The following is a 25,611-nucleotide window of genomic DNA, read 5'->3' as shown; positions in this document are numbered from 1 at the left end:
GGCTTCGACGGCGCCTTCGTTGGCGCGTCGGGCGTCGGCGTTCACGCGATCGAGCTGTTCACGCAAAGCGCGTTGCGCGTCCTCATTGCTTCTTCGAATCACATCGAAGGGGCTTGTATCCAAACGTGTTGAACCCCCTTCCAGGGGTAACTCCATCTGCGTGGGTTCTTCGGCGGCTTCGGAAAAGACAACGGGGGCCGCGAGCATTGCGGCGACAAGAAGACAGAACGGACGCACAGATCCCAAGCCAAACCCCCTTTGATCCAACATGTTTAGATTATCAAAAGAGTGGGGGTGGAGGTGAGGAACCTTCGTGAAAGCGCGGCTTTCGCGTGCGTTGTCTCAATCCGGAACACCGTCCGGCAGCCGGACACGCCGGACCGACCCGTTGCGAGATCAGCGTCCGGAACCCGGCCGGGTTTTCGCTACGGCGGCCGGGCACATAGGAGGTTCCATGCTCTCGTTGTTTCTTCGTTCGGTCTCGATGACCGCGGTTTTGACATGCGCTTTCACCGCTCAGGCTTTGCCCCTTCTCTCCGAAAATGCGGCGACAAGGATCAGTGAGGTCTTGACCCTTTATCCGGATTCTCAGGACCCGCAGAAGTTCTACTATTTTCCGAATTCCTCTACGCTCGCGCAGGACCGCGCCGGTCGTCCGCTGTTTTCGCTCGCTTACTACGGGCTGGACAATGCGTCTCCGGATGACGGGGGCGGCCTGCTGAACGCGGTTTTCCGTTTGGACATGAACGCGCCGATGCGCAAAGCGACCGCGGAATTCTTGCAGCAAAATCCCAACGCGGGCCTGGCCGTGATTCCGGTGAAGGCGTCGACGGTGGTTTCGGGTCAGCTCAATATGTACCGCAATCTCGTTCTGCCGCCGCACGGAGGACGTGCCGAGGACGAAATGGGGATGTCGGTCGAGCTCACCGAGATCGGCGCGCAGATCTTCCGCGCGAAAGCGAAATCGGGCACCGGACCGCAGCTCAACTACTGCTACAAAGTGGAAGGTCTGGGCCCCAATATGGACGCCCACATCGTGATCGAGTGGCAGCAGCTTTACGAGTACTTCCGCGCGAGCGCTTCGGCGGGCGCCCTTTGGTGGCGCACGACGATCACCCGCGAGGTCGAAAAGCTCTACAACACCCAGTACGTTTTCGTGACGATCAACGGTGGCGACGCCCAGAAGCAGGACTACGTTTATAAACTGACCGATCAAATGATCGCGAAACTGTTCGAGCCGAAGCTTAACTACAACCGCTCGGCGACGAACGTGATTTTCGACTCGACCCCGCTGCAGTTCGCGTTGAATAGCGTGAAAAAAGAAGAGCTCCATAAATTCGAAGGCCGCATCGTTTTGCGTGATCTTGTCGAACGTGAATTCTGCGTCGACTTGTCCGTCAAAGATGTCGGTCCCTACTACAACGAACTCGTGCTGAAAGCCGACTAAGGAGAATGCCCATGAAATTCCTGACTTTACTCACTTTATTTTTTGCGGCGAACGTTCACGCCGCGCCCACGACCTGGATCGACGAAAACGCGCAGATCGTGAACGTCATGCCGACGTCCGTGCTGACGACCCAGTTGTTGGAAACGAAAATCTCGGCGGAAAACTGGGCCCTTTTGCAATACGAGTGGAACTACTCGATTCCCGACTATCAAGTGGAGCTCGACGGGCTGAAGAAAGCCTATCCGGGCTTCAAGATCGCGCGCGCCAAAATGGACGCCGCGTCTTCGCACGTCGAGATGCTGATCCGGCCTTTGGATTTGCGCGCGAAGCTCGATCTTAAACAGGGGATCGAAGGCGCTTACGGGCAGGGTACTGTCGTATTGACCAAGGCGCAGTACCAGCAGTTGCGGTCCGCGAAGATCGCTCCCGATGCGGCCTTCGCTTTGACCGGCGAAGTGACCGTGAACGTCACCAAAGCCGTCGTGAAAGAGCGCATTCCCTTGAATGCGCAGGTGTGTGAACGCATGACGCTGCCGGGGCGCACGGCCCGGACCCTTATTGAGAATCTGGCGCGCGCGGTCGGCGAACTTGAGCGGCGACCGGAAGGGCTGCGCGACGGCGATCGCGACGCCTGGTTGAAAGGGCTCCTCGACAATTGCTACGCGGATCCCGGACTGACCTGGGTGCGCACGCTCCGTGACGTCTTAAATGTCGAGCTCGAGGTCAACTCGCGCGCCGTCTTGAAAGATTACGTCCGCGTTGAGGAAAGCCTCGTTCAAGAAAGAACCGCACCGACTTGGATCTGGCGGGGAAGCCATGAATCGGTGGAGTAGGCTTCTCGTTCTGGCTTGCGGATTCAATCTCGCCGCCTGTGCGGGCGGTGGCGAGGGCGGGGGGGCCGCCGCGGGCGTGAAACCGTCCCATCAAGGTTGGACCGCCGAGGAGCATCGGGACGGGCTTGGATTAAAAGGCGTGACCCGCGCGGAGCTCTATTTCCGCTTGGTGGGAAAAGCGCGCGCGCCGGGATTTGAAGCGTGGGTGCGCGAGTTCGATCGGCATCTCGACCTGCGCTGTGAAAAGACGTGCGAAGTTTCGGAACATAACACTTTGAAAAGGGAGAACTGAAATGAAGAAGTTGATCGCGGGATTCACGGTTTTTTTGACTTGGGGTTCGTTCGCCACGGCGGCGCCCATTCTGAATGAAAGTATGGCGGCCAGCGGGGTGATCACGGTCTACGGCGATAGCGTCGACCCGAAACTCTTCTACTATGCGCCGAACCACATGGGCGTCTGCCGGGACGAGGCGGGGCAGCCGATTTTCGCGTACAAGAACTACGTGAACAACAGCGGCTACAAACGGGGCCTTGTCATGACAACGATGTGTCTAAAGTACGGGAAAGAAATCGAAAGCGTCATCGCCGAGATCAAATCCCGCGTGCCGGATGCGCGTTTTGCGGGAGTGGCCTTCACGTCGAGCCAGATGATCTTGAAGGATGAGTCGATCGCGGGGCTACTCGCTTCGAACTCTTGCAATCATCCGGGCGGGGTGATCGGCCAAGAGCAGGCGTGCAGTTTCGTTTTCAACTCGAACGGACGCAAGGTCTTCACGGAGCTCATGAAGGTGGGGCTCGGATTGGTTTTGAATTTTGAGTACACGATCCACGGTGTGCGGCGCAATGCCGCGGGTGGATTCGACGATGCCTCCGGGACGTTTTACGTGGCGGCGCGGATCATGAAAGAAGATGCAACTCGGATCCCTGAGCTGCAGTAAGCCTGAGGGAAAATCGGGTCCGCCCAAGAAAAGGGAAAAACTCGGGCGGACCCCCCATATCTCGATTCTCGATTTGACGAACTAAATGCGTTCCAGTTTGAATTTGTAGACGGAGCAGTCAACGGGACGATTGTCGTACGTGCACTCTCCGTAAAGAAACGGAATGTCGATCTGCGTGAAACCCGAAAGGGTTTGGATGTATTTGTACTGCAGGGTCGAACCGGCATTGAAGGTCACGGTGCCGCCGGTGGCGACGTAATGAACGCCCGGCTGCGCGTAACGACCCGGATCTTGCGTGTACTTGGTGTCGTTCGTCTTCCAACGGTAACTGACAGTTTTTCCATCGACGCGGCTCAGGACGACGCGGACCTGACAGTTTTGATGCGAGGTGCAGGTCGGGATCTTCATGGTGATCTGCGGATAGATCACGGGGGTCACGGGTGTTGAGGGGTCGGTGGGATCCGTCGGATCCGGAGTGTTGGTCCCGGTCGCGGGGAGTTCCCCCTCGCCATCACCACCGGTGGTTTCCGAGCCCAGATTTTTGAGTCCGAGTTCGCCTTCACTCGCCGCGCTGAATTCTTTCGGCGCGCAAGCGGTCGAAAGCAGAGCGAGAGCGAGTAGTGAAATCATGGTGAAAGTCTTTGCGTTCATTTTACCCCCGCAAAGACTTGGACCCCCCAAGTGATTGCGAGAATCTTTAAAGCAACGGTCGTGCTCATGCGTTCGTTTTCTGCGTTCTCGAACAGAGCCCCTCGCGGCCGGTCAGGCGTGAACGGGCGGTGAAAGCGGGAACGGGTTTTCACGGATTTTTGGTCGAAGTCGCAAGTCACAGTCTAGGACCTCGACAATGAAAGCGATTACCGAAGGATCCCGCGCGTTTCCGGGCGCGAGGAAAGGGGTGGCGGGGGATTCCCGCACCGGAACTTCGACAATCGTCTGGCGTGCTTCGTTTTGAGGACGATGTTTCTCTTTTCGAAGCACGGGGGCTGGACTTTCTCGGGGTCCACGTGGCGAAGTCGCCGGGATTGAGGCAATCTTAAAAATGGGTGGGGAATCTCAAAGAATTCACGGATTTCGAGCAGGCGGTCGAGGAGTTGGGTGCGCCCGATTCCTTGTATTTCGCCATTCCGGATCTGCACGGTCGTGTCGATCTGTTCGAGAAGTGCGTCCGCATCCTGGCGAAGGCTTCGGGTCACGTGGTGTTCCTTGGTGACTACATCGACCGGCTGCCGTCCTGGAGTCTGGTTAATCAGTTGATTGAACTCGAAGCGCGTCGACCCGACTACGTGATCTTGCCGGGAAACCACGAGTGGATGTGCTTGGAGTGGTATCTCGAGAATCAGCTCAAAATCAAATCCGGTAAACTCGCTGAAGTTCCCGTGCCGGAAGCGACTCTGATGGCCGAGTGGATGGAAAAAAATGAAGTCCCGCGCGAGCACATCCGCTTTTTCGAACGTATTCTGCGCAAACGTTATCATCTCTCCGAAAAGGGCAATCTGCTCTTCGTGCATGCCGGCGTGGAGCGTTCGTTGAAATCTAAAGCGCTGGAAAGTATGGATCCCGATCAATTTCTGTGGTCGCGCCGCATGCCGGTCGACTACCGCGGCCCGACGCTCATTCACGGACACACCTTCGCGGGCTCGGAGCCCACGGTGAGTTTGCGTGAAGTGAATCTCGAGACCCGTTGTTGGTTGAATCCGTCGCGGCCTTTGACCGTCGGCGTGTTTCGCGACGTACCCGAACTCGAAGATCCGTTTCAAGGGATCGTCAAAATCTACGCCGATTGAGGTTTTCGTTAGTCGCGGCCCACGCCTTCGGCGACGACGCTCGGTGCGCTGAGCGCGGAGGCGGGCGCGCGCGAGGTCGTGGATGTCGCCATCGACGCCGGCGCCCTCGCGCCGGATTCGGTGATCGGTGACGGGCCCGTCGCGGTTTCGACGATCAGGCGGCGCGAGGGGCGAGAAACCGTATCCGGTTCCGTCCGCCCGCGCTGTTCCGCGATCGCGCGGCGACAGTCCGTGGTGATCAGGCTGGCGGGGCCCCGTCCGGGGACGTCCTCCAGAATATCCAAACAGCGCGCGCGCGAGCGCTCGATATCGATGAGGGCAAGGAGGGGCGCGATGCGCACGCTGGACTCGCTCGAGCCCGAACCCTCGGCGCCGTTAAGGCCGGCCGCTCCGGACCAACTGACGCCGACCTGTCCGGCCCAGCTCACGGTTGAGCGGTAGAGGATTTCGAAAATGCGAAAGATCGGCAGTCGGCTTTCGTAGCGGTTGCGGACGTCGACGCGGCCCAGGCGGCCGGCGATCGTGTCGAGGCTTTCTTGCAGCGTGAATGGAAACGGACGTCGGCTGATCATTAAAACGCCTTCCTCCATCCGGGTCGTGTTCAAGAGTGACATCGTTCCCGGCGTGCGCACCAGAAAGCTGTCGCGTTCTAAAAACTCGACGCTCGTGCGGTGAAGCGGAACCTGCCGGTGCGTCGAGGCGTACCAAGTTTTCCATTCCGGGGAAGTGACGGAACTCAAGCGGTGGTAAAGTTGCCCCGGCGTATGCGTGTCGTTGAAGGCTTTGAGGTAAGTCGGGAATTTCGATTCGCGCACTCGTGCCGGCAGAACGGGTTTCGCGGGCGCGGCTACGGGTCGCGTGGGCATTTCGTTTTGCGGGCGAAATTCGACGTCCATGCGGCGTGTTTTTCGTTGTGCGGAGGATGCGGTACTGAAGGCGTCCGCCTCGTGTGGTGAAGATGTCGCAAAAAAGGCGGCGACGACGATCATGCCGCCGCGGATTCCCCATTTTTTCATGCCCGATAGTCCCTTCCCAAACCCAGCCTGAGTTGAAAGGAAAGCAAGCGCGGGGCCGGGTCAGCTCGAAATGGCGGGGACGGGAATGCCGCGCCCCATACACCTGTTGTCAGAGTCGACAAGGGCGTCAAAATCATGGAAAGTCCGGGCATGAGTAAAGACAGCGGTCACGCTAATGAAAAAGATCACGCGAATAAAATAGATCAAGCCGACAAAAAGGCTCAATGGGTCAAGCCCACGGACGCGGAACTGAAGCAGAAGCTTTCACCGCTCCAATACTCCGTCACCCAACATGAAGAGACGGAGCCGCCCTTTCGCAATGAGTTTTGGAACCACAAAGAAGAGGGGCTCTACGTCGACATCGTGACGGGCGAACCGCTTTTCAGCTCGAAAGAAAAATACGATTCGGGTTGCGGCTGGCCCAGCTTCACGAAACCGCTCGCGGGCACTCAGCTCAACGAGAAAAACGACTTCAAGCTGCGCGCGATGCGTACCGAGGTGCGTAGCCGCGCGGGGGACTCGCATTTGGGGCACGTCTTTCCGGATGGTCCGGGACCCGAGGGCTTGCGTTATTGCATCAATTCGGCGGCGCTGAAGTTCATCCCGAAAGACCGATTGGAAGCGGAAGGCTACGGCGAGTACCTCGCGCTCTTTCGGTAGATCTTGGTTTGCAGGAGAAGTGCCATGGCTGAACAGCGACTCCCGACTCCGCATCTGAAGCCCCTCGAAGCGCGCACGCGTTTGATCCGGCTGTTGCAGGACGCGCACGCGGGCGAGATGGCGGCGGCGCTCGCCTACGGTGGCCACGCGGCCTCGGTGCGTGAACCCTGGCGGCAAGAGATCCTGCGCATTCGGGCGGAAGAGCTGCACCACCGCGCGCGTTTGGGCGAGATGCTTGAGGCTTTGGGCGCGGCCCCGCGGCCCGCGCGGGAACTCAAGATGCGTATGATCGGCCATTTCATTTCGGCGTTCTGCCGGGTGGGCGGATTTCTGATTCCGATGTACGGGGCGGGCCAACTCGAGCGCGGCAATATCGCCGAATACGAGGTGGCGGCGCGCTTGGCCTTGATGGCGGGGTTACCCGGAATCGTCGATGAGTTGATCGAATTCGGCGAGATTGAGTGGGACCATGAAGCCTACTTTCGCCAAGCGACGCTTGCGAATTGGTTGGGAAAACGAATTCCGTTATGGCCGAAGACCGAAGCGCGCGCCCGGATCGCCGGAGATTTCGAAAGCTTCGCGGTGGAGTTCGCGAAACTCGGCGGCTCGTCTCGAAACGAGACACAAATCTCTTGATGTAAGTCGGGTGAAGCCTCAACTGAAGTCGAGCATTGGCCGAAAAGCTAGGCATGTTCGTCGTTCCTCTTGGGGTAGAAGCCAAAACCAGGGATTTTCCCTTGGCCACACTGACCATCGTCGTGTTGGTCTTCTTCTATTCCGTCATGAACATGCGCGTGTCGACGAACTTCCTCGAAGCCTACATGGAGCTTCCCGAGCGTCGGGCTTACCAGGTGGAGCTGAAGGCTTACCTCGTCGGCGAGTGCCCGAAGTACGTCGACAAGTACGGCTGCCAGATTTTCAATAAAGAGATTCAGCCCGAGCAACTCAGTGACGCCGGTTACGTGCGGCGTCTCCTCGAGAACCGCACGACGGGACCGCGCGAGAAGCCGCTGACCGGAACGCAACTCGATCAGCTCGAAACCCTCGTGAAACCGTGGACGAAAGAACGCGATATCTTGCGCATGAACGAGCCCGGTCCCGCTTTCGAAAAGCTGAAAGCCTCGCTGATCGCATCGGAGAATGCGACCCGCGATCTGCTCAAGAAACATAAGCTTTTTTCGAGCAAGAATTTCGATCCGATCGCGCTGATGCGCGCGCAGTTTCTGCACGCGGATTGGATGCATTTGATCGGGAACATGGTGTTTTTGCTGTTGCTCGCGCTGCCGGTCGAGCAGCGTTTGGGGCTCGGCACCTTCGTCGGAGTTTATCTTTTGAGCGGCACCGCGGGGATCATGAGCCACGCGCTTTTCCCGTCGCAGGGGTTGTACATCCTGGGCGCCTCGGCCAATGTCTTCGGGATCGCGGGAGCGTTCGTGGCGCTCTTCTTCAAACAACGCATGCGACTTTGGGTTTCATTTTTCTTCGTTTCCAATCGCGTGGTGATGATCCCGGTCCTTCTGTATTTCGCGGCGTGGATCGTCGCGGAGGAAGTGCTCGGCGTCGCCTCGATCGACGGTTCGAACGTCGCGCATTCGGCGCATCTGGTGGGCCTCTTCGTGGGCTTTCTGTGCGCGGCCGCTTACCAAAAGTTTTATCCGTTGGCGCCGGGGATCATCTATCCCTACGAGGCGATCATCCAGATCAAAGCGCAGCGTACGCTCAAGCCGCTTCGTTTGTTCCAGACCTATAAGGACTGGATGAGGATGAATCCCTCAAGCCCGCAAGCGGCGACGGGTCTTCTGGTGTCGGGCGCGATGCTCATGAAAGAGAATCCGAAGGATCAAGGGATGGCCGAGTTCCTGAAACACGAGTGGCCCGAAATCCTCGAGCGCAATCTGCAGCACAAAGAGTTCGTGGATAAGGTTCCCCTTGATTGGCTGAAGGGCGATGGACTGAAGATCGACCCGGGGATGCTTCGTAAATCCATGGCGAAGTTCGTGGAAACGGACGAGCGGCGCGCGGAATGGATTTTACTGGTGCACGTGCTGTGGGGCATGGAAGAGCGGGGTTTCCCCGAACTTGAAGAGCGTTTACGCAAACTCTCCGAGTCGGTTCTGCAGGAGCCGGACTTCATCGAGTCGATTCAAAACTCGGCCCTCCGGAACGAAGGGCTCGCGCAGTTCCTCGAGAAAATGGGACTTTGGCTCGCGATCCGGAAGGACTCTTATGCAGGATAAACGTCCTCCGGGCTTGCCCATGAACCCTTCGGGGAATGCTTATCAAGGCTTTATGAGCGATGCGGAACGCGCGAAAGACTATTCCGAGTTCTCGGCGGCGTCGTTTGAACAGCGTGTGATCGCTTGGACCATCGATATTTTGATCTTGGGAATCTTCACGCGGATCCTGGATGCGGTTTTGGGCGATTCGGGCTTCAAAACCACGGCCAATCTGCTGATCTTGATCTCGTATTTCATCTACGGACATCAGAAGTATCAACGGACTTTGGGTAAACACTTGATGGGTCTGCGGATCGTCTCGACCGAACCCGGCGAGGCGCTCTCTGTCGGGCGACTTTTCTTGCGGGATATTCTTGGCCGTAGCCTCTGCGGTTTGACGTTGGGGCTGGGTTATCTGCCGGCGCTTTTTACGGAAGACCGTCGCGCGATGCACGACTATTTCGGTAAAACGAAAGTGGTCTCGTTGAAGCCCGTGCCCGAGGTCGCCCTTGGTATGCAGCTCGCGCGCGGATTCGGGATATTGGCGGGACTGGCTCTGCTTTTGGGGGGCGGATTTTATTACCGCTTGTTCCATACCGCATGGCCGCTCGAACGTTTGCAGCAGGGTTATTACGCCAAGGGAGTCCGGATGAAAGGGATCTCCGGAAACCTCACAAACGGCTTCATGATCAAACGCATCGACTGGGAAGAGAGCGGCGAAAAAATCGAGCTCGAAGATCTTTTCATCGATGTCGAGGCGAGCTTCCGCGCGATGTCGGATGACGACTATCATATCCGCAAGATCTCTATCGCGCGGGCCAACCTGGTGTTTCAGCGGGATGAAAGCGGAATTACGGAAGAAGCGACGATCACGGCGGACGAGGTCGTTCCCGAAAAACGGCCGCGTCGAGCCCGGGAGCGCATCACGGTGCCGCGCCTTCGCGTCGACGAGGTCGACTTGAATAACGTCAAGCTCGATTTGGCGGGGCGTTTGATTGATCTGAAACGTTTCTTTTTGTCGGGGCTCTCGATGCAGGGAAAACGTTTCGCGCTCGAACGGGTCTACGTCGACAGCAAAGACCTTTCGTTGGGGCTTGCGGGGTTCGCGTGGGATGACGGGGTTTTCAAGACGGACGGGCCCGTGCAGGTGGTGCTTCGCCAAGGGCTGTTTCCCGAAGCCTTGCGTGCCGATCTGGATCTGAATTTTGAAATCAACGGCACTTGGCCGGACGTGAATCTTGAAGCCGCGGGCTTCCGCCAGAAGTTGAAAGTGCGTCGTCAGGCGCTGGGAACTCAAGTGAGCGTGAGCGATTGGTCGCCGGGGCACTATCTGCGGGGCTACTGGCCGATTCATCGGTTGAGTCTGCGGTTCGAGGGACGTGGGGACATCAAAACCATGTTGCTGACGACGCCCGTGACGGGACAAATGAATCTGCAGCACATCCCTTACCGCGTGAGCCAAGGCCAGACGTTGTTAACCGTGATGGCTCGAGGCTTGATCTTCGAACACCAGCGCGGCGCTTACACGAGCCAGGTCGCGGTCAATCCGATGCTGATGACGAAAGGGGGTTGGTTCCGCATGGCGAGCACGCTGCAAGCGTCGACGCCCGAAGAGGATCTGGCCTATCTGTACTTTGGTCAGCCGCTCACCGCACTGGATGAACCGCGCCGTAATCGCATTCAGGCGGATCTTCGCTTCTTCAACGATCCGCTCATCAAGCCGGACGCGCTGAGCGAGCTTGCGGGACTCAAAGACTCCCTGGGCGGCCCGGCGGAAGGTCCGACTCCGGTCCTGCCTTACGTCCAGCGCGCGCCTTCGAATGAAACCGAAGCGTCCGGCCTCGACGACTAAAACACGGAATAGGACTTTTCAGCGCCGCGGCTCCATCGTCAAAATGGGGTATGGCGCAAATTTTTCTCGTCATTTTGGTTTCCTTGGGGGCGCAGTTCGCGCGGGCGGGCATTCTTGACTTGAACGTCGCTTACGCGAACGACAGCGTGAAGACGGCGACGACGACCACGAATTCGCTGATGGCCTACGACCTGGCGGTGGGGATCCCGATCGGGAAACGCGATTTGTACGTTTCTTTCGCCTTCGGTGGCTATACCTCAAGCTTTAATCCCGGGACCGCGACCACGTGGAACGGGACGGATATGGGAATCAAGTTCGGTGGATTTTTCGGGCGGGGGAAACTCTTCACCTCGAGCCTGACTTACAATCTGAAATCGACGGTGAAGTACAGCGACGGAACGAATTCCGTCGAGCTGCGCGGGACCAGTCTGCGTTTCGACATTGGCGTGAACTACTGGTTCGCCGACAACGCGGCCGTTTCGGCGAAACTGTTCTATTACTCGCCGACTCTCGGCGAAGAGATCGACGCGACGACGCTCAATACCGTGTCGTACGCGCGGACCACGATGGGCCAATGCATCGGCCTGGCTTGGGTCTTCTAAGTTTTCACGGTTTTGAACGTCGCCCAGTCACGCACCTGACGGCGGCCCTTTTTGAGGGGGCTCAGTCGATGGTGGTGCGCGCAGTTCTTTGAACACGTCGCGTGCGCGGGCGTCTGTTTCTCAAGACACTTCGGACAAAGCTGGGCTTCGGTATCGCAGCGAACGCAGTGGATCTTCAGCTCGCCGGGCTCTCCGCAGTGGGGGCAGAGTTGGTAGACGCTCGACTCTTTCAGATCTTGCGTCAGCGCCACGCGGTTGTCGAAGACGAAACATTCGCCTTTGAAGTTGCGGTGCGGGCGCTCTTTTAAATAATTCAAGATGCCGCCTTCGAGCTGATAGACGTTGGCGTAGCCTTGGCGTTCCAGCTCCAGGATGCCTTTTTCGCAGCGGATGCCGCCCGTGCAGAAGATCAGGATCTTTTTGTCGGGTGCGTAGTTCTGCGCTTCGAAAAATTTCGGGAAGTCGGTGAACTGGGGGATTTGCGGGTCGATGGCGCCCTTAAAGGTACCGATGCGGTATTCGTAGTCGTTCCTCGTGTCGATGACGGCGACGTCTTCGTTTTCCAAAACCTGATCCCATTCCGCGGGCGTGAGGTGGCGATTCTTGCCCGTCGGCGGAAGAACGCCCGGCAGGCCGGCGGTCACGATTTCGGGACGCACTTTGATTTTGATTTGCGGGAAAGGCTGCACGGGACTTTCTGAATCTTTGAAGAAGAGGTTCGGCTGATTGAAGCTTTCACGCACCCAGTTTTTGAAAGCCGCGCAGGCCTCAGCCGAGGGCGCGCCGAACGTCGAATTCAGGCCTTCCGCGCCCAGAATGAAAAGACCTTTGACGCCAAGTCGTTCCGCTTCGGCTTCGAGGCGCGCTTCCCAATCGGGCAGGTTTTCAAGGGGAGTGAAAAAATAGAAGGTCGAAATCGACCAGATCGTCCGGGTGTCGCTCTTGGCGTCTTGCATTTAGCCTCGCTTGGGGTTCAAGCCCAAAAGGTTGAGCCTTCTCATAGCGCCGCGGGCCTTTCTTGTCCACATGACACCGGGCAACAGGTTGCCTTTTCAGGCCCGGTCCTGCATTCTGCGCCGATCATGAACGTTGCACCCCCTGTAGCCGAAGAAATCCTGCGCCGACGCACCTTTGCGATCATCTCCCACCCCGATGCGGGAAAGACCACGTTGACCGAAAAGCTCCTGTACCACGGCGGCGTCATTCACGAGGCCGGCGAGGTCAAAGGCAAGCGCGGGACCAAGGCGGTAACTTCGGACTGGATGGAAATGGAGCGCGAAAAGGGGATTTCGATCACGTCCTCGGTGATGACGTTCGACTATTCCAAGTTGCGCGTGAATCTGCTGGATACCCCCGGTCACAAAGACTTCTCGGAGGATACCTACCGCGTTTTGATGGCCGTGGACTCGGCGTGCATGCTGATCGACGTCGCCAAGGGCGTCGAGGAGCGGACCAAAAAACTTTACGACGTCTGCCGCCTGCGGAATGTCCCGATCTTCACGTTCATCAACAAGCTCGACCGCGAGGGGAAATCCCCTTTGGAACTTCTGGACGAGGTCGAAACCACGTTGAAGATGACCTGCTACCCGTTGACCTGGCCGATCGGCATCGGGCAGCGCTTCGCGGGCATCTATCACCGCATCCGCAAAGAAGTGATGCTTTACGATCAGCGCCGCGAAGGGGACGAGGTCGAGATCATCAAGGTAAACGACTTCCGCGATCCCGTCTGGCGCGACAAGGTCCATCCCGAGGTCTACGCGCAGACGCTGGAAGAGCTCGACCTGATCGAGGGCGTCTTGCCGCCGTTCGATCACGAGGCCTTTCTGCGCGGCGAGATTTCGCCTCTCACGTGGGGTTCGGCGAAGCAGAACTTCGGCGTGAACACCTTCCTGGATTTCTTCTGTCAGTACGCTCCGGGGCCGCAACCCCGGCGCACGAAAGACGGGACGGATGTCTCGGTGCTCGATGCGAATTTCACGGGTTTCGTTTTCAAGATCCAGGCGAATATGGATCGCCGCCATCGCGATCGCGTCGCGTTTTTGCGCATCTGCTCGGGGCGTTTCGAGCGCGGCATGAAGATCAAGCACTCGCGCCTGGATAAGGAAGTGCGGCTCGCGTATTCGAACCAGTTCGTGGCGGCCGATCGGGAGACGGTCGATGAGGCCTTCGCCGGCGACATCGTCGGCGTGAACGACACGGGCAATTTCGCGATCGGCGATTCCGTCGGCTCGGAAACGAAGGTCCAGTTCGAGGATATCCCGAAATTCGCGCCCGAGCTGTTCGCCCGCATGACGGTGCCGGACGCGATGAAGCGCAAAAAAATGCAAGAGGCGCTCTCGCACCTGTCCGAGGAGGGCGCGATCCAGCTCTTCATCGATCCGTTCATCGGCGCGCAAGATCCCGTCATCGGCGCCATCGGGGAGCTGCAGTTCGAGGTGCTCGTGCGCCGGATGCAGGACGAATACAACCTCGATTGCAAGCTGCACCGTCTGGCGCTCACGGTGGCGCGCTGGCCGCGTTTGGACGGAAAGCCCGTCGACCAGCTCAAAGGGAACTTCACGATTTACCGCGATATGATCGACCAGCCCGTGATCCTGCTGGAGCAGGAGTGGGACCTCAACTGGGCGAAAAAAGAAAATCCCGAGATCGAGTTCGCGACGTCGATCTCGCGGGCGAGATAAAAAGGGGACAGCGATGTTCGATCAGCTCCAAGAAAAGATTCTTTCCAGCGTGAAGAAGATCCGGGGTCAGCACAAGATCTCGGAAACCAACATCGAAGACGCGCTGAAGGAAATTCGTCTTTCGCTTCTGGAAGCCGACGTCAATTTCAAGGTCGTCAAATCTCTCCTGGAGCGGGTGAAACAAAAAGCCCTCGGCCACGAGGTTCTGGGGAACGTGAACCCGGGCCAGCAGTTCGTCAAAATCTTCCACGACGAGCTCGTCGCCACGTTGGGCGGGGACGCGGTCGACATCAACTGCCGCGAGAAGCCCTCGATCCTCATGATGGTGGGTCTGCAGGGGGCCGGGAAAACCACGACCAGCGCGAAGCTCGCGCTCTACATCCGGCAGAAGCTCGGTAAAAAACCGGGGCTGGTCCCGGCGGATATCTACCGTCCCGCCGCGATCGAACAGCTCCAGACGCTGGGAAAACAGAATAACATTCCGGTTTATCCCTCGAAGCCCGAGCAAAAACCCGAAGAGATCCTGACCGCCGCGCGCAGGTGGGCGGAGGATAACCTCGTCGACGTTTTGATCCTCGATACCGCGGGCCGTTTGCAGATCGATGAAGCCCTGATGGACGAACTCGTCCGCCTGAAAGGCCTGGGGCAACCGCAAGAGATCCTGCTCGTCGCGGACGCGATGCTCGGTCAGCAGGCCGTAAACGTCGCCGAAGGTTTCAACCAGAAGCTGGGGCTCACCGGCCTCGTGCTCACGAAGGTGGACGGGGACGCGCGCGGGGGCGCGGCGCTTTCGATTCGCGAAGTGACGGGCGTTCCGATCAAGTTCCTGGGAGTCGGTGAAAAAGTCGCCGCGCTTGAGGTGTTCCATCCTGATCGTTTGGCGAAGCGGATCCTCGACATGGGGGATGTCCTGAGCCTCGTGGAGAAGGCCGCGGACGTCGTTTCCGAGAAGGAAGCCCGCGACTCCGCCAAGAAGATGATGAAGAACGAATTCACCCTGGAGGACTTCTTGAGCCAGATCCAAACGCTCAAAAAGCTCGGTGGATTCGAGTCCCTGCTGAAATTCTTACCCGGCGCGGGTCAGCTGACGAAGCAGATGAAGGGCATGGCACCGCCGGACGATGAGATCAAAAAGATCGAAGCCGTCATTCGCTCCATGACCCCCCAAGAGCGGCGGGATCCCCGGGTTTTGAATGCGTCGCGCCGTGAGCGGATCGCGAAAGGTTCCGGAACTCAAGTTCAGGATGTGAACCGCTTGGTACGCCAGTTTGACGAGGCCAAGAAGATGATGTCGGGACTCATGAAAATGGGCATGGGCCGTGGAAAAGGCCTCCCATTTTAATGTATTGCCAAGCCCCGTAAATGCAGTTATCACGTTCTCTCGTTTTTGAAAGGAGTGACCATGGCCGTTGTGATTCGCCTGGCACGCGTTGGATCGAAGCATGAACCTAAGTACCGCATTACCGTTGCGGATTCTCGTCGTTATGTGACTGGTAAATTCATTGAGATTCTGGGTTACTACAACCCCGTTCCCCGTGGCCAAGACAAGAAGGTCGATATGGACCTGGCCAAGGCTCAAGAGTGGATCAAGAAGGGTGCACAACCCTCGGACCGCGTTCGCACGGTGATGAAAATCGCCGAAGCGGCGAAGTAATCCACCGATTCCTCACCTCCGGTTGTCCCGGAAAATCAATTGAAGCGAACTCGGCCGCGAAGATTTTCGCACCGACGAGTTCGCTTCTAAGTTTTTGGGCGAAACTCGGAGTTTGTTCGGTCGTGAAAACGATCCGGCGAAGATCATCTGGAGAAGACAATGAGTGATTCGAGTTTGAAAGACCTCGTCGAGTTCATGGCGAAATCCCTTGTGGATCAGCCCGACGAAGTGGAAGTGACTGAAGTCGAGGGCGAACAAACGACCGTCGTCGAGTTGAAAGTCGCAAAAAACGATCTGGGTAAGGTCATCGGTAAGCAGGGACGGACCGCGCGCTCGATGCGCACCATCCTCAGCGCGGCCTCGACCAAGCTGCAAAAACGCAGCGTGCTCGAGATTGTTGAATAAACGCACGAATAAAGATTCGCGAATTTTTAAAACGCGTTTTATGAAGGGGATCATTCGATCCCCTTTTTGTTTTTGGAGAGCCCCGTGTCTTGGAAGAAAGTCGGCAAGTTCAAAGAAGCCCATGGCCTGAAGGGCGAACTCTGGGCGGTCATCTTCGATAAAAACTTCGAAGAGGTCGAGGACGTCGACATGTTCGGGGTGGGGCCGGGGGACGAGCCGGCGCAGATCTTCGAGGATGGTGACCTCCGCCCGCGCGCGAAGGGTGTGATTGCCCGCACGCCCCAGCTCACCGATCGCAATCAGGCCGAGGCGCTGCTGGGGCAATTTCTTTTCGTCCCCGAAGAGGCCGTGGCGTACCCGATCAACGAGGATCCCGAATACAAATCCCTACTGGGTTTCACGCTGGTTGACGGGGATCGTCCGGTGGGACTCGTCGAATCCTTCACCGAGATCAAAGAGCAGATCATGGTGCACGTGCGTGCGGGCGAAGAGCTCCTCGACATTCCTTTTCACGACGACTTTTTGAACGACATTCTGGACGACGAAAAGAAGATCCTGATGACGCTTCCGGAAGGGCTTCTCGACATCAATCGTAAGTCGGGGGCGACTTCGCCCGGCGAGGACGATTAAGTGGCGTCGCTCTTTCAGGTCATTACGCTTTTCCCCGAGGCGATCGCGCAGTTCGCGGGTTACGGGGTTTTGTCGCAAGCGGTGAAGAAAGAGCTTTTGCAGATCGAAAGCATCAATCCACGCAAGTTCACGACCGACGTTCACCATAGCGTCGACGATCGCCCCTTCGGCGGCGGTGACGGCATGTGCATGACCGTGGACGCCTTGGCGCCTGCGGTGGACGAGGCCCGCGCGCGCGCGCCGGGAGCGCGTTTGATTTACGTCTCGCCCCAGGGGCGCCCGCTGACGAATGCCGTGGCCAAAGAGCTGGCCCAGGCGGGAGATCTGATTTTCCTGTCGGGGCGATATGCGGGCGTCGATCAGCGACTCCTGAACCGCTACGCGTTCGAGGAAATCTCCATCGGCGATTACGTTCTGAGCGGCGGGGAGCTGGCGGCGATGGTCATCATCGACGCGGCGGCGCGCTTTATCCCGGGCGTCTTGGGCCATCAGGACTCAAGCCAGGCCGATAGCTTCGAAGGCGGCGTCCTCGAGGCGCCCCAGTTCACGCGGCCGCGCGAGATCCAGGGCCAGGCGGTTCCCGAGGTTCTGATGAGCGGAAATCACGCGAAGATTTCCGAGTGGCGGGGGCAGGTCTCGCGGCTGGTGACTTTGAAGAAACGCCCGGATCTGTTTCACGCCCTGAAACTTTCGATGAAGGAACTCAAGTCCCTGCGCGATTTTCTGGCGGCGATGCCGTCCGAGGAGCGCGCGGTCTTGGGTTTGACGGAATTGGATTTGGATAAGGAGATTTCTCGATGAGTGACGGGACACAGGCGGTGCAGGTGCCGCGCGTCGCGGTGGGTTTACTTCACTACCCGATGATGGACCGCGAGAAATCGACGGTGGCGACCAACATCACGAACTTCGACATTCACGATATCGCGCGCGCGTGCTCGACCTACGGGATCACGACCTACTACGTGATTCATCCCTCTAAAGAGCAGCTGATGTTCGTGGAGCGGGTTCTCGAGCACTGGAAGGTGGGCACGGGGGCGAAGTACAATCCCAGTCGTCGGCGCGCGCTGCAACCCGTGAAAACCGCGCCCAGCTTGGAAGCCGCGCTGGCCGATTGGGGACCGTCGACGGTGGTGGCGACCCACGCGCGGCCGGTTCCGGGAACGAAGTTTTGGACCTGCCAAGAATACAAGCAGCATGTCCGTGAGCCGGGCCAATCGGGCTTTATCGTCTTCGGGACGGGCTACGGGATGACGGATGAGTATATGCAGGGGATCGGCGGGGTTCTAGAGAGTCTGAAGGGGGCTCCTCCCCAGGATTTCAGGCACTTAAGTGTGCGATCTGCCGTAAGTATCTATCTTGACCGCATTATGGGGCCATGGTAGCCCTGACTCCTCTTATTGAACCGGTGAGGCTAAAGATGGCAAAGAAAGCAGCGCGCAAGGCAGCAGCTCCTAAGAAAACAACAAGCTCGGGTAAAGCTAAAGGTCTGGATTTGATCCGTAAGATCTCGATGGCCGCACCGAATACTAAAATCGGCGATTTCTCGAGCGGTGACCAAGTCAACGTTTACGTGAAAGTGAAAGAGGGCGAGAAAGAACGTCTTCAGCTTTACAAAGGCGTCGTCACGAAAGTTCAAGGTTCGGGCGCGGGTCGCTCGTTCACGGTTCGTAAGATGTCGGCGGGTGTCGGCGTTGAGCGGACTTTCCCTTTCGCAAGCCCCGTGATCGATCGCGTGGAAGTGCTGACGCACGGTAAAGTTCGCCGCGCGAAACTGTACTACCTCCGCGACCGTGAAGGAAAATCGGCGAAGATCGAATCCGAGCTCGTGCAATCGACTCGCGAAGAGGCTTCGGCGCCGACGGCAGAGACCACGGCCGAGTAGGATTCTCGTCGTTGAAATTTCCGTTTCACTCAAAAACCCTGCCGATGAGGCGGGGTTTTTGCGTTTGGATGCCGTGAGCGGTCAATCGTTGTCAGTCGGGGGAAGCCCGTCCACTCTAGTGTTCTCTCATGAAGAAGACGCGCATTCCCCAGACTCAGTTCAGTCGCAACCTTTTGAAAAAGACGCTCGCCGGTTTGCCGGGGCCGATCTTGGGTGTGGACGAGGTCGGGCGCGGCTGTTTGGCGGGACCGGTGGTCGCGGGTGCGGTGATCTTTTCGGACCAAAAAATTCCGAAGGGTCTGACCGACTCGAAACTTTTGTCCGAAAACCGGCGCGAAGAATTCTTCCCGCAAATCATGGAGGCCCACTACTGCGGCCTGGGCGTTGCTTCGGTGGAAGAGATCGACCGGATCAACATCCTGCAGGCGAGTTTTCTGGCCATGCGACGGGCGATCGCGGATTTGGAAACGAAGATGGTCGGCGCGCGCGTGGGCTACGTCTTGGTCGACGGGCATATGGAGATTCCGGGCTGCACTCATCCTCAAGGGGCGGTGATCAAAGGGGATCTGCGGGTTCCCATGATCGCGGCGGCCTCGATCATCGCGAAGGTGTACCGCGATCGCATGATGAAGGGAATGGATGCGACCTATCCGCATTACGGCTTCGGCCAACACAAAGGCTACGCGAGCCCCGTGCACCGGGACGCGATCCGTAAACACGGCCCGTGTTTCGAACACCGGCAAAGCTTCAGCGGGGTCAAAGAGTTCCTGGGCCTCGGGTCGGTGGTGCGAAGACCTTGTGGAACGAAAATTCCGCCGGGCCAATTATCTCTTATGGAAGAAGCGTGAGCGCACGCCTTTCGGCGAAGTGGATCTGTGGTTCAAAAGTCCGGACGGTCGCGAAGATCTGCTCATTGAAGTGAAATCCTTAAAACACGAAGCTCTTTTGCCGGAACGACTGGGCGCGCGCCAACGTCAGCGACTCACGCGGGTCTTGGAGGGGGTGTCGGCGATGTCCGGGCGAGCGCGGTTGATCGTGGTCTTCGTGCGACCCGATGGCTCGATGATCGAATTGGGGCTTGAGGACTTTGTTCCCGTGGGGGCTTCGCGCTAGGCGCGGCGAGCGCCGAGTTGCGGCGCATGAATCCACATCGATGTGGATTCCCGGGGAGCGGAGTTGACCTCGCCTCCAAATCTTTGAACAATTGAAATATGAAAACCGCGCTGCTGACTTTGATTGCCTCTGTGTGTCTGACGACTCCGGCCTTCGCGAGTCCCATGCGGACCTTTTTGGTGAGCTGCGCTTACGGCGCGGGAGCGGGCGCGGTGGTGGGGCTGACGAGCCTCGCGTTCAGCGACAAGCCCAGCGAAAATCTCTCGACCGTGGCCCGTGGCGCGAGCCTGGGCCTGTACGTCGGCATCGGCGTGGGCCTGTACCTCGCCAATCAACCCGAATCCATGAAGAGCGCCTTCGTCCCCTGGATCGCGCCTTCCACCGACGGCGCGCTCGCCGGCTTCACCGCCCGCTTCTAGGCGGTATCATCTACCTTCTGGAAGGTAGATGATACTTTCCGGAAAGTAGCAGGTACCTTAGAAATTCAGGCTGTCGAGGAGGGACTCGGGGAGGGCCGGGCGTTTTTGGCCGTCCCAGACGAAATCGAAATTGACCTTGAAGTGGTTTTCCCCGCCCGTCGTGCGGTACTGGGTGACGTTGAAGTACCAGCAATCGCCCGGGAGTTTGACCTGCGCGCCGTAGCCGTAGGACTTGAAGCGTTGGTCTTCTTTGCCGTCCTCGGGATTCATGTCGTAGGTCAGGCGACCCAGGATATCGCCGAAAGGGAAGCTTTTGCGCAGCGAGAGTGTGTAGTCCTCGGTGCGGCGACCCGGGTCGACATCGAGGCCGGGCGCGATGTTACGGAAGTTCTGGACGTGCGCGACCTGCAGGAAATCGCCCGTCGGGAAATTGTATCGGAGACGGGTCGAGGCGTTCGTTACGCGTTGGTACGGGAAGTAATTCGCGCGCGAGTAGACTTCGAAATTGTCGACCGTCACGCGCAGATCCGACAGGAAGTCCGAAAGCGGCTGACGTACGCTTTGCCCGGGGGCTTCTTGCTGATAGAAGTCGTAACTTTGCGCGAGTTTCCAGAAAAAGATCTGACGGTACTCGGGGGCGCCGCCGCGCCAGCGTTTTTGCGTGATCTTGTTCGTGATGCCGACGGTGACGAGTTTACGGTCGTAAACGCGATCGGTGAAATCGAATTGCAGTCCGTAAGGGTTGTTCAGATCCGAATCCGAGATGTTCTCTTGCGAGAACGCGGGGACTTCCTGTTGAAAGCCGAAGAACGGGTGCGCCGGGTGGCTCAGCCACGGGATCGCGGTCAGCGTCACTTCGGGTTGGATTTCGTGTTTGTAGCGCGTGCTTTGCAGATTCGAAACGTCGCCGAAGACGCGCGAGAAAAGCATTTTGTTCGCGATCTCGGTACGGATGAAACGACGGGTGTTCTGCGGGTTTTCGTCGATATTGAATTGGTAGGTCGTTTCGCGGTAGCTGAGTTTCGGGATGATGTCGAAAAATCCGCCGAAGCGGTAAGAACGCGTGATGCTACCGCGCAGGTCCAGGCGGTTTCCGGCGCGTAGCAGATCCGTATAAGGGTCGAAGACGCCGTCACGGACGCGCACGCAATCCTTGCTGTTGTACCAGTCCGCCGTATCGCAAACCGGATCGGGACCCGCGGCCAAGTGGCGATCGTTCGGTCCGTTCGGATCGTAGCGCGCGTTCATGTCGTCATAGCTGAAATCGCCGCGCGCGAAGTTCGTGGAGTTGATATCGAGGTTGTAGAGCCAATCCGAATCCAGAAGTTTCGCGTAAGTTTTAGCGTAGCGCAGTTCCGGCAAACGCTGGACCGAGTCGTTGTTCGACGAGATGGGGTCGTACTGGAGCAGATTCACGTAGTAGCTGGAGTCCACCGAGAAGTGATGCCCACCGGAGTTTTTCGTGAGCGACATCCGGTTTTCCATGACCGAGTCGCCGTGATTGCGCGTTTCGAGCGGGAAATCCTTTCCGTACTGCAGGTCCGACGCGTTGTTGATTTGCAGACGGTGGATGTATCCCTCGGGAAGGTCCAGATAGTGCTCGTACTTCGCGAACCAACGGTTCAGCGGTTGTCCGGCCTCATTCGGCGCGCGAAAGGCGTTCAGACGTTCGTCATTCCCGAAAACGCGGTCGCGCAAAAAACTCATGTCGAGTTCGCCGTAGGACGTCTCGGACAGCATGTAGCGATAGTTCACGAGTCCCTTGAGTCCCCGACGTTCGTAGTTCTTCAGCGTGAAGGTCGCGTCTTGGCTGCGGTCCATCGCCCAGAAGATGCTTTGCCCGAGCGTGAGTCCCCCGGAGTCCGACGATTCGAATTCGGGAGTCAGTAGCCCCGTTTGGCGGTCGGACTTCAGCGGAACGATCAGATAAGGCAGCCAGAACACCGGAATGCCGCCGATGCGCAGGAAAGAGTTCTTGATGAACGCGTAGCCGCCGAGCTGCGCGCGAATACGTTGGCCGGAATAGCTCCAGGTCTCGGGGCAGTTGTTGCAGGCGGTGAACTTCGCGGAGCTCGCCATGTATTCGGATTCGCCGAGTTTGGAAATGGACGCGCCCTCGAAGCTCACGGGACCGCTTTGGACGTAGCCGTCGAAGATCATGCCGGTGTTCGACTCGTAGTCGAGCAGAATACGCGAGCCGCCCACCGTCGCCTGGGGCGAAGTCAGCTTCACGTTTCCGAGGGCATCGAGGGTACGGGCGCGAAAATTCACTTTCGCGCGCTCACAGGTGAGATGCTGGTCTTTGAAGATGACCTGCACTTGGCCGATCAGATCGAGCGTGTCGGCGTCGGTATCGCGATCGCAGGTTTCGGCCTGGATGACCAGCCCCTGAACGCGGACGGAGCAAGCCACTTGCGCGGTGGCGGTCTCGGCGAAGAGGCCGAGCGCGCCCGCGAGGAACGTCGTGATCGCGCCGATTTTCAAGGTGCGGACGAGTCCCGCGCAGCTTCGCATCATTATTTCGTCTTCATGGTGTAAACGCCGTCCCAGTCTGCTCCTGGTGGATTCTGGATGAAGTCCTCACAGCGTTCAACATAAAGTTTGGCGGGTTCATCGTCGGGAATGATGCGTAGGGCGCATTCGAAATCGAACTTCGCGAGTTCGAACTGCATCGCGTGATATTTTTCGAAGCCGGTACAGAAGTGTTTGATCGCTTCGGCTTGATCATTGGGCAATGCGCCTTCGCCGACGAGCTCGAAAATGCGCACGGGTTTGGCTTTTCCTTTGACCTTCACCCAGTCGACTTCGCGCACGTGGAAACTTTCCCCCAATTCGCTGCGGGTGAACTCGCTGATGATGATGCGGGTGCCGTACTCTTTATTGATGCCCTCAAGCCGCGACGCCAAGTTCACGCCGTCGCCCATGACCGTATAACTACGCACCGTCTCGGAGCCCATGTTGCCGACCGACACCTCGGCGGTATTGATTCCGATGCCGATGTCGATGTGGGGAAGTCCCTCGGCCGCGAATTCTGCCTGCAAGGTTTTGAGTCGGCGGAGACTTTCCAGCGCGCACCGGCAGGCGTGCGTCGCGTGGTCTCCGTACGCGATCGGTGCCCCGAAAAACGCCATGACCGCATCGCCCATGTACTTGTCGAGCGTCCCTTTGTTTTCGAACACGATTTGGGTCATGGGCGTGAGGTAGCGGTTCAAAACGTCCGAGAGGACTTGGGGTTCCAAACGTTCCGAGAAGGCGGTGAAACCGCGGACGTCGGAAAAGAAAACGGACATACGTTGTTTGTGACCGCCGAGCTCGACGTTTTCGGGGGACTTCAGGATTTCGTCGACGATCGCGGGCGAAACGTATTTAGAGAACGTGGAGCGCAGATGTTTTTTCTTCCGCTCTTCGGTGAAATACTTGTAGAGGGTCATCAAGACGTAAATGCTCAAGAACAAAAGTGCGGGCAGCACCGAAGTCGAAATATAACCCTGCCGCAAGAGCAACTGATCGATCCAGGTCAGTGAGCCCACGCCGATCAGCATCACGAAAAAACCAAGGAACGGTCCCGCGACGGCGACCGCTGCCGAAAGCACGATGCCGAGGAGGCCCAGCGCCCACATCATCGCCGTTTGTTCGTCGGGATGGGTTTGGATGAAGTTGTGATTGATCAGGTTGTCGAGGACCGTTAAGTGCGTTTCGGGTCCCGGGTAGTTTTTGTCGAAGGGAGTCACGCGCAAGTCGTAGACGCCGATCGCGGTCGCGCCCAGAATTAGAAACTTGCCGTCGAGGTATTCCTTTTTGTTCACCGTGCGCTCAAGAATACCGGTCTGGCCCGTTTTCGGATCGGTCACCCGTTGACGGACTTTCATCGTGTCGAGATTCGACGCGAGTTCTTTGGCGGGAATGTAGGGGTAGGTCATGCCGGGGCCGGCGTAGTTGATTTTCAAGCGCCCTTGGTTGTCGACCGGGATTTGCGCGACGAACTGATCCTTTTCGTCTTTGTTGATGTCGATTATTTTGAAGGATTTGATGACCTTCTGGTGGTTGTGCGCATCCACGTCGATTTCCACCACCGCCTGGTAGCCGGGGTTCCCCGCCAGATAGGTTTGTAGGGCGATGGAGGGGATGAATGAACCGCCCACGCGGTTTCCCGTGCGGTAGAAAAGGGGATTGCGGCGAATCTTGCCGTCGTCATCCTGGTCGGCGGCGAAGGCGCCCGAATAGATCGCGACGTCGTGGAACTCGGGCAGGTTGATCGTCCACGATTCGTACTGCGGTACGGGATGTGAAAGTACGCTCGTTTTGAATTTATTGATCGCGTCCTCGGCCGAGAGTCCGACGAAATCTTTGATTTCGGCGGTGGCCGAGACTTTTTGCTCTTCCGGATCTGATGATGTGAGATGTCCGAAAAACTTGATGAACGTCGCCCAGTCGCTGAGTGTGTCCTTCGAGGCGGAGCCGGGATCATCCGAGGGCGGGGTCAGCCACTGGTTGCAGTAGTGCATGTAGTGGCGTTCGATTTCGGCCATGATCTGATTCTTTTCGACCGCGGTGAGTTTCTCGGGATCGTCCTTCTGGAAGCGATCGCGCATCATCTGGATGATGGTGGTGTTCCGAATGGCCTGGAAAATTCCGTCGAAGACGTCGTTGAATTTCAGCGTTTCGAAGCGGTCCGCTTTGTCTTCGACCAGGAAAGTGAAATTGTCGATTTTCACGAAGGTATTGCCGTTCACCCGGTTGAAGGCCTCGTTGCGGCAGTAGTCGGTGAAGGGTTTGAGCTCTTTGCGGTTCTCGTCGGTCGGGAAGACGCCGAGCACGATTTTGTCTTTATTCGTTTCGATGACGTCTTTCAGCTTTTGATCCGGCGTTTTCTGCGCACGTTTTTCAGAGATGAACTGGCGTAAGGCCGGCGGTGGGGGTTTGATCGAAGATTCGATTTCGATCAGGGTTTGGAGTTCGGGATTGTCTTGCGGCTCGGACCACACGACATCGAGACCCACGGCGCGCGCGCCGTTTTTAAAGCTTTGATCGAGAATCTCGGCCATCAGATCCCGCGACCAGGGCCAGCGGCCGAGCATACGCACGCTTTCGTCGTCGATCGCGATCAACGCGACTTTGGATTCCGGCTGCGGGATCACCCCGCGGGTCAGAAAGCGCGCGTCGGTGAGGATGAAGTCGAGACCCTGCACGATCTGGAAGATTCCGCCCGTGATGCCCGAGAAGCGTCGTCCCTCTTCATTCTGGCTGCGGACGTCGTAGAAAATCTGCGCGAAAACCATGAAGAGGGCGGTGATCAAAACACCGATCGCGAAGGGCGAAATGAGCCAGTTGATGAGCGCCTGGACCTGCGGGCGTTGAAGAAAACCCTGGTCCTTCACCTTAGTGGTCTTTTTGGAAGACTTATCCATGCTTTCCGTCCTTGGAAATGTTGAGAAATTCTACCAACCCGACCAGCGGAAAGTCAGTGTAAATCTGG

Annotated in this window: 27 protein-coding genes; 21 read left to right on the top strand and 6 right to left on the bottom strand. The window is 57.9% G+C overall.

The features are described from left to right. Nucleotides 1-246 (bottom strand): hypothetical protein (locus KF767_16370; GenBank protein ID MBX3019463.1); only part of this gene is annotated, 246 nt, incomplete at its 3' end. Between the two features lie 208 nt (nucleotides 247-454). Between KF767_16370 and KF767_16365 the strand changes: the two genes are divergently transcribed. Genes KF767_16365 through KF767_16350 form a run of 4 tightly spaced genes read left to right on the top strand, consistent with a single transcriptional unit; the run spans nucleotide 455 to nucleotide 3,218 of the window. After that, the gene (locus tag KF767_16365) at nucleotides 455-1,447 is read left to right on the top strand and encodes a hypothetical protein (protein ID MBX3019462.1); all 993 of its coding nucleotides are present in this window, start codon (nucleotides 455-457) and stop codon (nucleotides 1,445-1,447) included. An 11-nt stretch (nucleotides 1,448-1,458) separates the two neighbouring features. Then, complete coding sequence (locus KF767_16360) at nucleotides 1,459-2,280, top strand: hypothetical protein (protein ID MBX3019461.1); 822 nt, start codon at nucleotides 1,459-1,461, stop codon at nucleotides 2,278-2,280. Then, nucleotides 2,264-2,572 carry a hypothetical protein gene (locus KF767_16355; protein ID MBX3019460.1) on the top strand — a complete coding sequence of 103 codons (309 nt, stop codon included), beginning with the start codon at nucleotides 2,264-2,266 and terminating at the stop codon, nucleotides 2,570-2,572. Before KF767_16360 ends, KF767_16355 begins: the two co-directional genes overlap by 17 nt. A 1-nt stretch (nucleotide 2,573) precedes the next feature. After that, nucleotides 2,574-3,218 (top strand): hypothetical protein, encoded by a 645-nt coding sequence (locus KF767_16350; protein MBX3019459.1) that lies wholly within the window; start codon nucleotides 2,574-2,576, stop codon nucleotides 3,216-3,218. 81 nt (nucleotides 3,219-3,299) lie between these two features. On the opposite strand, the gene KF767_16345 is transcribed toward KF767_16350, so the two are convergent. Continuing rightward, nucleotides 3,300-3,869 (bottom strand): hypothetical protein, encoded by a 570-nt coding sequence (locus KF767_16345; GenBank protein ID MBX3019458.1) that lies wholly within the window; start codon nucleotides 3,867-3,869, stop codon nucleotides 3,300-3,302. A 395-nt stretch (nucleotides 3,870-4,264) separates the two neighbouring features. Between KF767_16345 and KF767_16340 the strand changes: the two genes are divergently transcribed. Further along, nucleotides 4,265-5,005: a metallophosphoesterase gene (locus KF767_16340; protein MBX3019457.1), complete on the top strand. Its 741-nt coding sequence runs from the start codon at nucleotides 4,265-4,267 to the stop codon at nucleotides 5,003-5,005. 8 nt (nucleotides 5,006-5,013) lie between these two features. On the opposite strand, the gene KF767_16335 is transcribed toward KF767_16340, so the two are convergent. After that, nucleotides 5,014-6,021, bottom strand: a complete 1,008-nt coding sequence (locus KF767_16335; protein ID MBX3019456.1) for a hypothetical protein — start codon at nucleotides 6,019-6,021, stop codon at nucleotides 5,014-5,016. A gap of 150 nt (nucleotides 6,022-6,171) precedes the next feature. Here KF767_16335 and msrB point away from each other — a divergent pair, with 150 nt between their 5' ends. From msrB to KF767_16310, 5 genes are all read left to right on the top strand, one after another. Next, entirely contained in the window at nucleotides 6,172-6,681 is a 510-nt protein-coding gene (gene msrB / locus KF767_16330) for a peptide-methionine (R)-S-oxide reductase MsrB (protein ID MBX3019455.1), read from the top strand. A gap of 24 nt (nucleotides 6,682-6,705) precedes the next feature. Further along, nucleotides 6,706-7,317 (top strand): ferritin-like domain-containing protein, encoded by a 612-nt coding sequence (locus KF767_16325; protein MBX3019454.1) that lies wholly within the window; start codon nucleotides 6,706-6,708, stop codon nucleotides 7,315-7,317. A gap of 101 nt (nucleotides 7,318-7,418) precedes the next feature. Next, nucleotides 7,419-8,918: a rhomboid family intramembrane serine protease gene (locus KF767_16320; GenBank protein MBX3019453.1), complete on the top strand. Its 1,500-nt coding sequence runs from the start codon at nucleotides 7,419-7,421 to the stop codon at nucleotides 8,916-8,918. Then, the gene (locus KF767_16315) at nucleotides 8,908-10,749 is read left to right on the top strand and encodes an RDD family protein (GenBank protein ID MBX3019452.1); all 1,842 of its coding nucleotides are present in this window, start codon (nucleotides 8,908-8,910) and stop codon (nucleotides 10,747-10,749) included. Before KF767_16320 ends, KF767_16315 begins: the two co-directional genes overlap by 11 nt. Before the next feature lie 50 nt (nucleotides 10,750-10,799). Beyond that, the gene (locus KF767_16310) at nucleotides 10,800-11,351 is read left to right on the top strand and encodes a hypothetical protein (GenBank protein MBX3019451.1); all 552 of its coding nucleotides are present in this window, start codon (nucleotides 10,800-10,802) and stop codon (nucleotides 11,349-11,351) included. On the opposite strand, the gene KF767_16305 is transcribed toward KF767_16310, so the two are convergent. Then, nucleotides 11,348-12,307, bottom strand: coding sequence for a hypothetical protein (locus tag KF767_16305; protein ID MBX3019450.1), 960 nt, complete (start codon nucleotides 12,305-12,307; stop codon nucleotides 11,348-11,350). The genes KF767_16310 and KF767_16305 overlap by 4 nt on opposite strands. Before the next feature lie 126 nt (nucleotides 12,308-12,433). Here KF767_16305 and KF767_16300 point away from each other — a divergent pair, with 126 nt between their 5' ends. From KF767_16300 to KF767_16250, 11 genes are all read left to right on the top strand, one after another. Next, nucleotides 12,434-14,032, top strand: a complete 1,599-nt coding sequence (locus KF767_16300) for a peptide chain release factor 3 (GenBank protein ID MBX3019449.1) — start codon at nucleotides 12,434-12,436, stop codon at nucleotides 14,030-14,032. A 13-nt stretch (nucleotides 14,033-14,045) separates the two neighbouring features. Further along, on the top strand, nucleotides 14,046-15,374 hold the full coding sequence (gene ffh / locus KF767_16295) for a signal recognition particle protein (protein ID MBX3019448.1): 1,329 nt from the start codon (nucleotides 14,046-14,048) through the stop codon (nucleotides 15,372-15,374). A gap of 60 nt (nucleotides 15,375-15,434) precedes the next feature. After that, complete coding sequence (gene rpsP, locus KF767_16290; GenBank protein ID MBX3019447.1) at nucleotides 15,435-15,686, top strand: 30S ribosomal protein S16; 252 nt, start codon at nucleotides 15,435-15,437, stop codon at nucleotides 15,684-15,686. A 159-nt stretch (nucleotides 15,687-15,845) separates the two neighbouring features. Then, on the top strand, nucleotides 15,846-16,091 hold the full coding sequence (locus KF767_16285; protein ID MBX3019446.1) for a KH domain-containing protein: 246 nt from the start codon (nucleotides 15,846-15,848) through the stop codon (nucleotides 16,089-16,091). An 84-nt stretch (nucleotides 16,092-16,175) separates the two neighbouring features. Further along, nucleotides 16,176-16,721 (top strand): hypothetical protein, encoded by a 546-nt coding sequence (locus KF767_16280; GenBank protein MBX3019445.1) that lies wholly within the window; start codon nucleotides 16,176-16,178, stop codon nucleotides 16,719-16,721. Further along, complete coding sequence (gene trmD / locus KF767_16275; protein MBX3019444.1) at nucleotides 16,722-17,522, top strand: tRNA (guanosine(37)-N1)-methyltransferase TrmD; 801 nt, start codon at nucleotides 16,722-16,724, stop codon at nucleotides 17,520-17,522. Further along, nucleotides 17,519-18,103 (top strand): RNA methyltransferase, encoded by a 585-nt coding sequence (locus tag KF767_16270; GenBank protein ID MBX3019443.1) that lies wholly within the window; start codon nucleotides 17,519-17,521, stop codon nucleotides 18,101-18,103. The genes trmD and KF767_16270 overlap by 4 nt, the downstream gene beginning before the upstream one ends. Nucleotides 18,104-18,138: 35 nt before the next feature. Next, nucleotides 18,139-18,603 (top strand): 50S ribosomal protein L19, encoded by a 465-nt coding sequence (gene rplS, locus KF767_16265; GenBank protein MBX3019442.1) that lies wholly within the window; start codon nucleotides 18,139-18,141, stop codon nucleotides 18,601-18,603. A 128-nt stretch (nucleotides 18,604-18,731) separates the two neighbouring features. Continuing rightward, entirely contained in the window at nucleotides 18,732-19,451 is a 720-nt protein-coding gene (locus KF767_16260; GenBank protein MBX3019441.1) for a ribonuclease HII, read from the top strand. Next, nucleotides 19,402-19,716 carry a hypothetical protein gene (locus KF767_16255; GenBank protein ID MBX3019440.1) on the top strand — a complete coding sequence of 105 codons (315 nt, stop codon included), beginning with the start codon at nucleotides 19,402-19,404 and terminating at the stop codon, nucleotides 19,714-19,716. The genes KF767_16260 and KF767_16255 overlap by 50 nt, the downstream gene beginning before the upstream one ends. A gap of 98 nt (nucleotides 19,717-19,814) precedes the next feature. After that, on the top strand, nucleotides 19,815-20,135 hold the full coding sequence (locus KF767_16250) for a hypothetical protein (GenBank protein ID MBX3019439.1): 321 nt from the start codon (nucleotides 19,815-19,817) through the stop codon (nucleotides 20,133-20,135). A 57-nt stretch (nucleotides 20,136-20,192) separates the two neighbouring features. On the opposite strand, the gene KF767_16245 is transcribed toward KF767_16250, so the two are convergent. Then, a complete protein-coding gene (locus KF767_16245) occupies nucleotides 20,193-22,652 on the bottom strand; it encodes an LPS-assembly protein LptD (GenBank protein MBX3019438.1) in 2,460 nt (819 codons plus the stop codon). Then, the gene (locus KF767_16240; GenBank protein MBX3019437.1) at nucleotides 22,652-25,543 is read right to left on the bottom strand and encodes an adenylate/guanylate cyclase domain-containing protein; all 2,892 of its coding nucleotides are present in this window, start codon (nucleotides 25,541-25,543) and stop codon (nucleotides 22,652-22,654) included. Before KF767_16240 ends, KF767_16245 begins: the two co-directional genes overlap by 1 nt. Between the last annotated feature and the right edge of the window lie 68 nt (nucleotides 25,544-25,611).

The sequence above is a fragment of the Pseudobdellovibrionaceae bacterium genome (genome assembly GCA_019637875.1).
Classification (GTDB): Bacteria; Bdellovibrionota; Bdellovibrionia; order Bdellovibrionales; family Bdellovibrionaceae; genus JAHBUW01.
The sequence above is the reverse complement of the archived record's forward strand: the minus strand, read 5'-3'. Positions and strand labels throughout refer to the sequence as shown.

Excerpts from the sequence above, each read along its gene's own strand:
- KF767_16365 (MBX3019462.1), top strand. The coding sequence starts at position 455 with ATGCTCTCGTTGTTTCTTCGTTCGGTCTCGATGACCGCGGTTTTGACA.
- KF767_16360 (MBX3019461.1), top strand. The coding sequence starts at position 1,459 with ATGAAATTCCTGACTTTACTCACTTTATTTTTTGCGGCGAACGTTCAC.
- KF767_16355 (MBX3019460.1), top strand. The coding sequence starts at position 2,264 with ATGAATCGGTGGAGTAGGCTTCTCGTTCTGGCTTGCGGATTCAATCTC.
- KF767_16350 (MBX3019459.1), top strand. The coding sequence starts at position 2,574 with ATGAAGAAGTTGATCGCGGGATTCACGGTTTTTTTGACTTGGGGTTCG.
- KF767_16345 (MBX3019458.1), bottom strand. The coding sequence starts at position 3,869 with ATGAACGCAAAGACTTTCACCATGATTTCACTACTCGCTCTCGCTCTG.
- KF767_16335 (MBX3019456.1), bottom strand. The coding sequence starts at position 6,021 with ATGAAAAAATGGGGAATCCGCGGCGGCATGATCGTCGTCGCCGCCTTT.
- msrB (MBX3019455.1), top strand. The coding sequence starts at position 6,172 with ATGAGTAAAGACAGCGGTCACGCTAATGAAAAAGATCACGCGAATAAA.
- KF767_16325 (MBX3019454.1), top strand. The coding sequence starts at position 6,706 with ATGGCTGAACAGCGACTCCCGACTCCGCATCTGAAGCCCCTCGAAGCG.
- KF767_16315 (MBX3019452.1), top strand. The coding sequence starts at position 8,908 with ATGCAGGATAAACGTCCTCCGGGCTTGCCCATGAACCCTTCGGGGAAT.
- KF767_16310 (MBX3019451.1), top strand. The coding sequence starts at position 10,800 with ATGGCGCAAATTTTTCTCGTCATTTTGGTTTCCTTGGGGGCGCAGTTC.
- KF767_16305 (MBX3019450.1), bottom strand. The coding sequence starts at position 12,307 with ATGCAAGACGCCAAGAGCGACACCCGGACGATCTGGTCGATTTCGACC.
- KF767_16300 (MBX3019449.1), top strand. The coding sequence starts at position 12,434 with ATGAACGTTGCACCCCCTGTAGCCGAAGAAATCCTGCGCCGACGCACC.
- ffh (MBX3019448.1), top strand. The coding sequence starts at position 14,046 with ATGTTCGATCAGCTCCAAGAAAAGATTCTTTCCAGCGTGAAGAAGATC.
- rpsP (MBX3019447.1), top strand. The coding sequence starts at position 15,435 with ATGGCCGTTGTGATTCGCCTGGCACGCGTTGGATCGAAGCATGAACCT.
- KF767_16285 (MBX3019446.1), top strand. The coding sequence starts at position 15,846 with ATGAGTGATTCGAGTTTGAAAGACCTCGTCGAGTTCATGGCGAAATCC.
- KF767_16270 (MBX3019443.1), top strand. The coding sequence starts at position 17,519 with ATGAGTGACGGGACACAGGCGGTGCAGGTGCCGCGCGTCGCGGTGGGT.
- rplS (MBX3019442.1), top strand. The coding sequence starts at position 18,139 with ATGGCAAAGAAAGCAGCGCGCAAGGCAGCAGCTCCTAAGAAAACAACA.
- KF767_16260 (MBX3019441.1), top strand. The coding sequence starts at position 18,732 with ATGAAGAAGACGCGCATTCCCCAGACTCAGTTCAGTCGCAACCTTTTG.
- KF767_16250 (MBX3019439.1), top strand. The coding sequence starts at position 19,815 with ATGAAAACCGCGCTGCTGACTTTGATTGCCTCTGTGTGTCTGACGACT.
- KF767_16245 (MBX3019438.1), bottom strand. The coding sequence starts at position 22,652 with ATGATGCGAAGCTGCGCGGGACTCGTCCGCACCTTGAAAATCGGCGCG.
- KF767_16240 (MBX3019437.1), bottom strand. The coding sequence starts at position 25,543 with ATGGATAAGTCTTCCAAAAAGACCACTAAGGTGAAGGACCAGGGTTTT.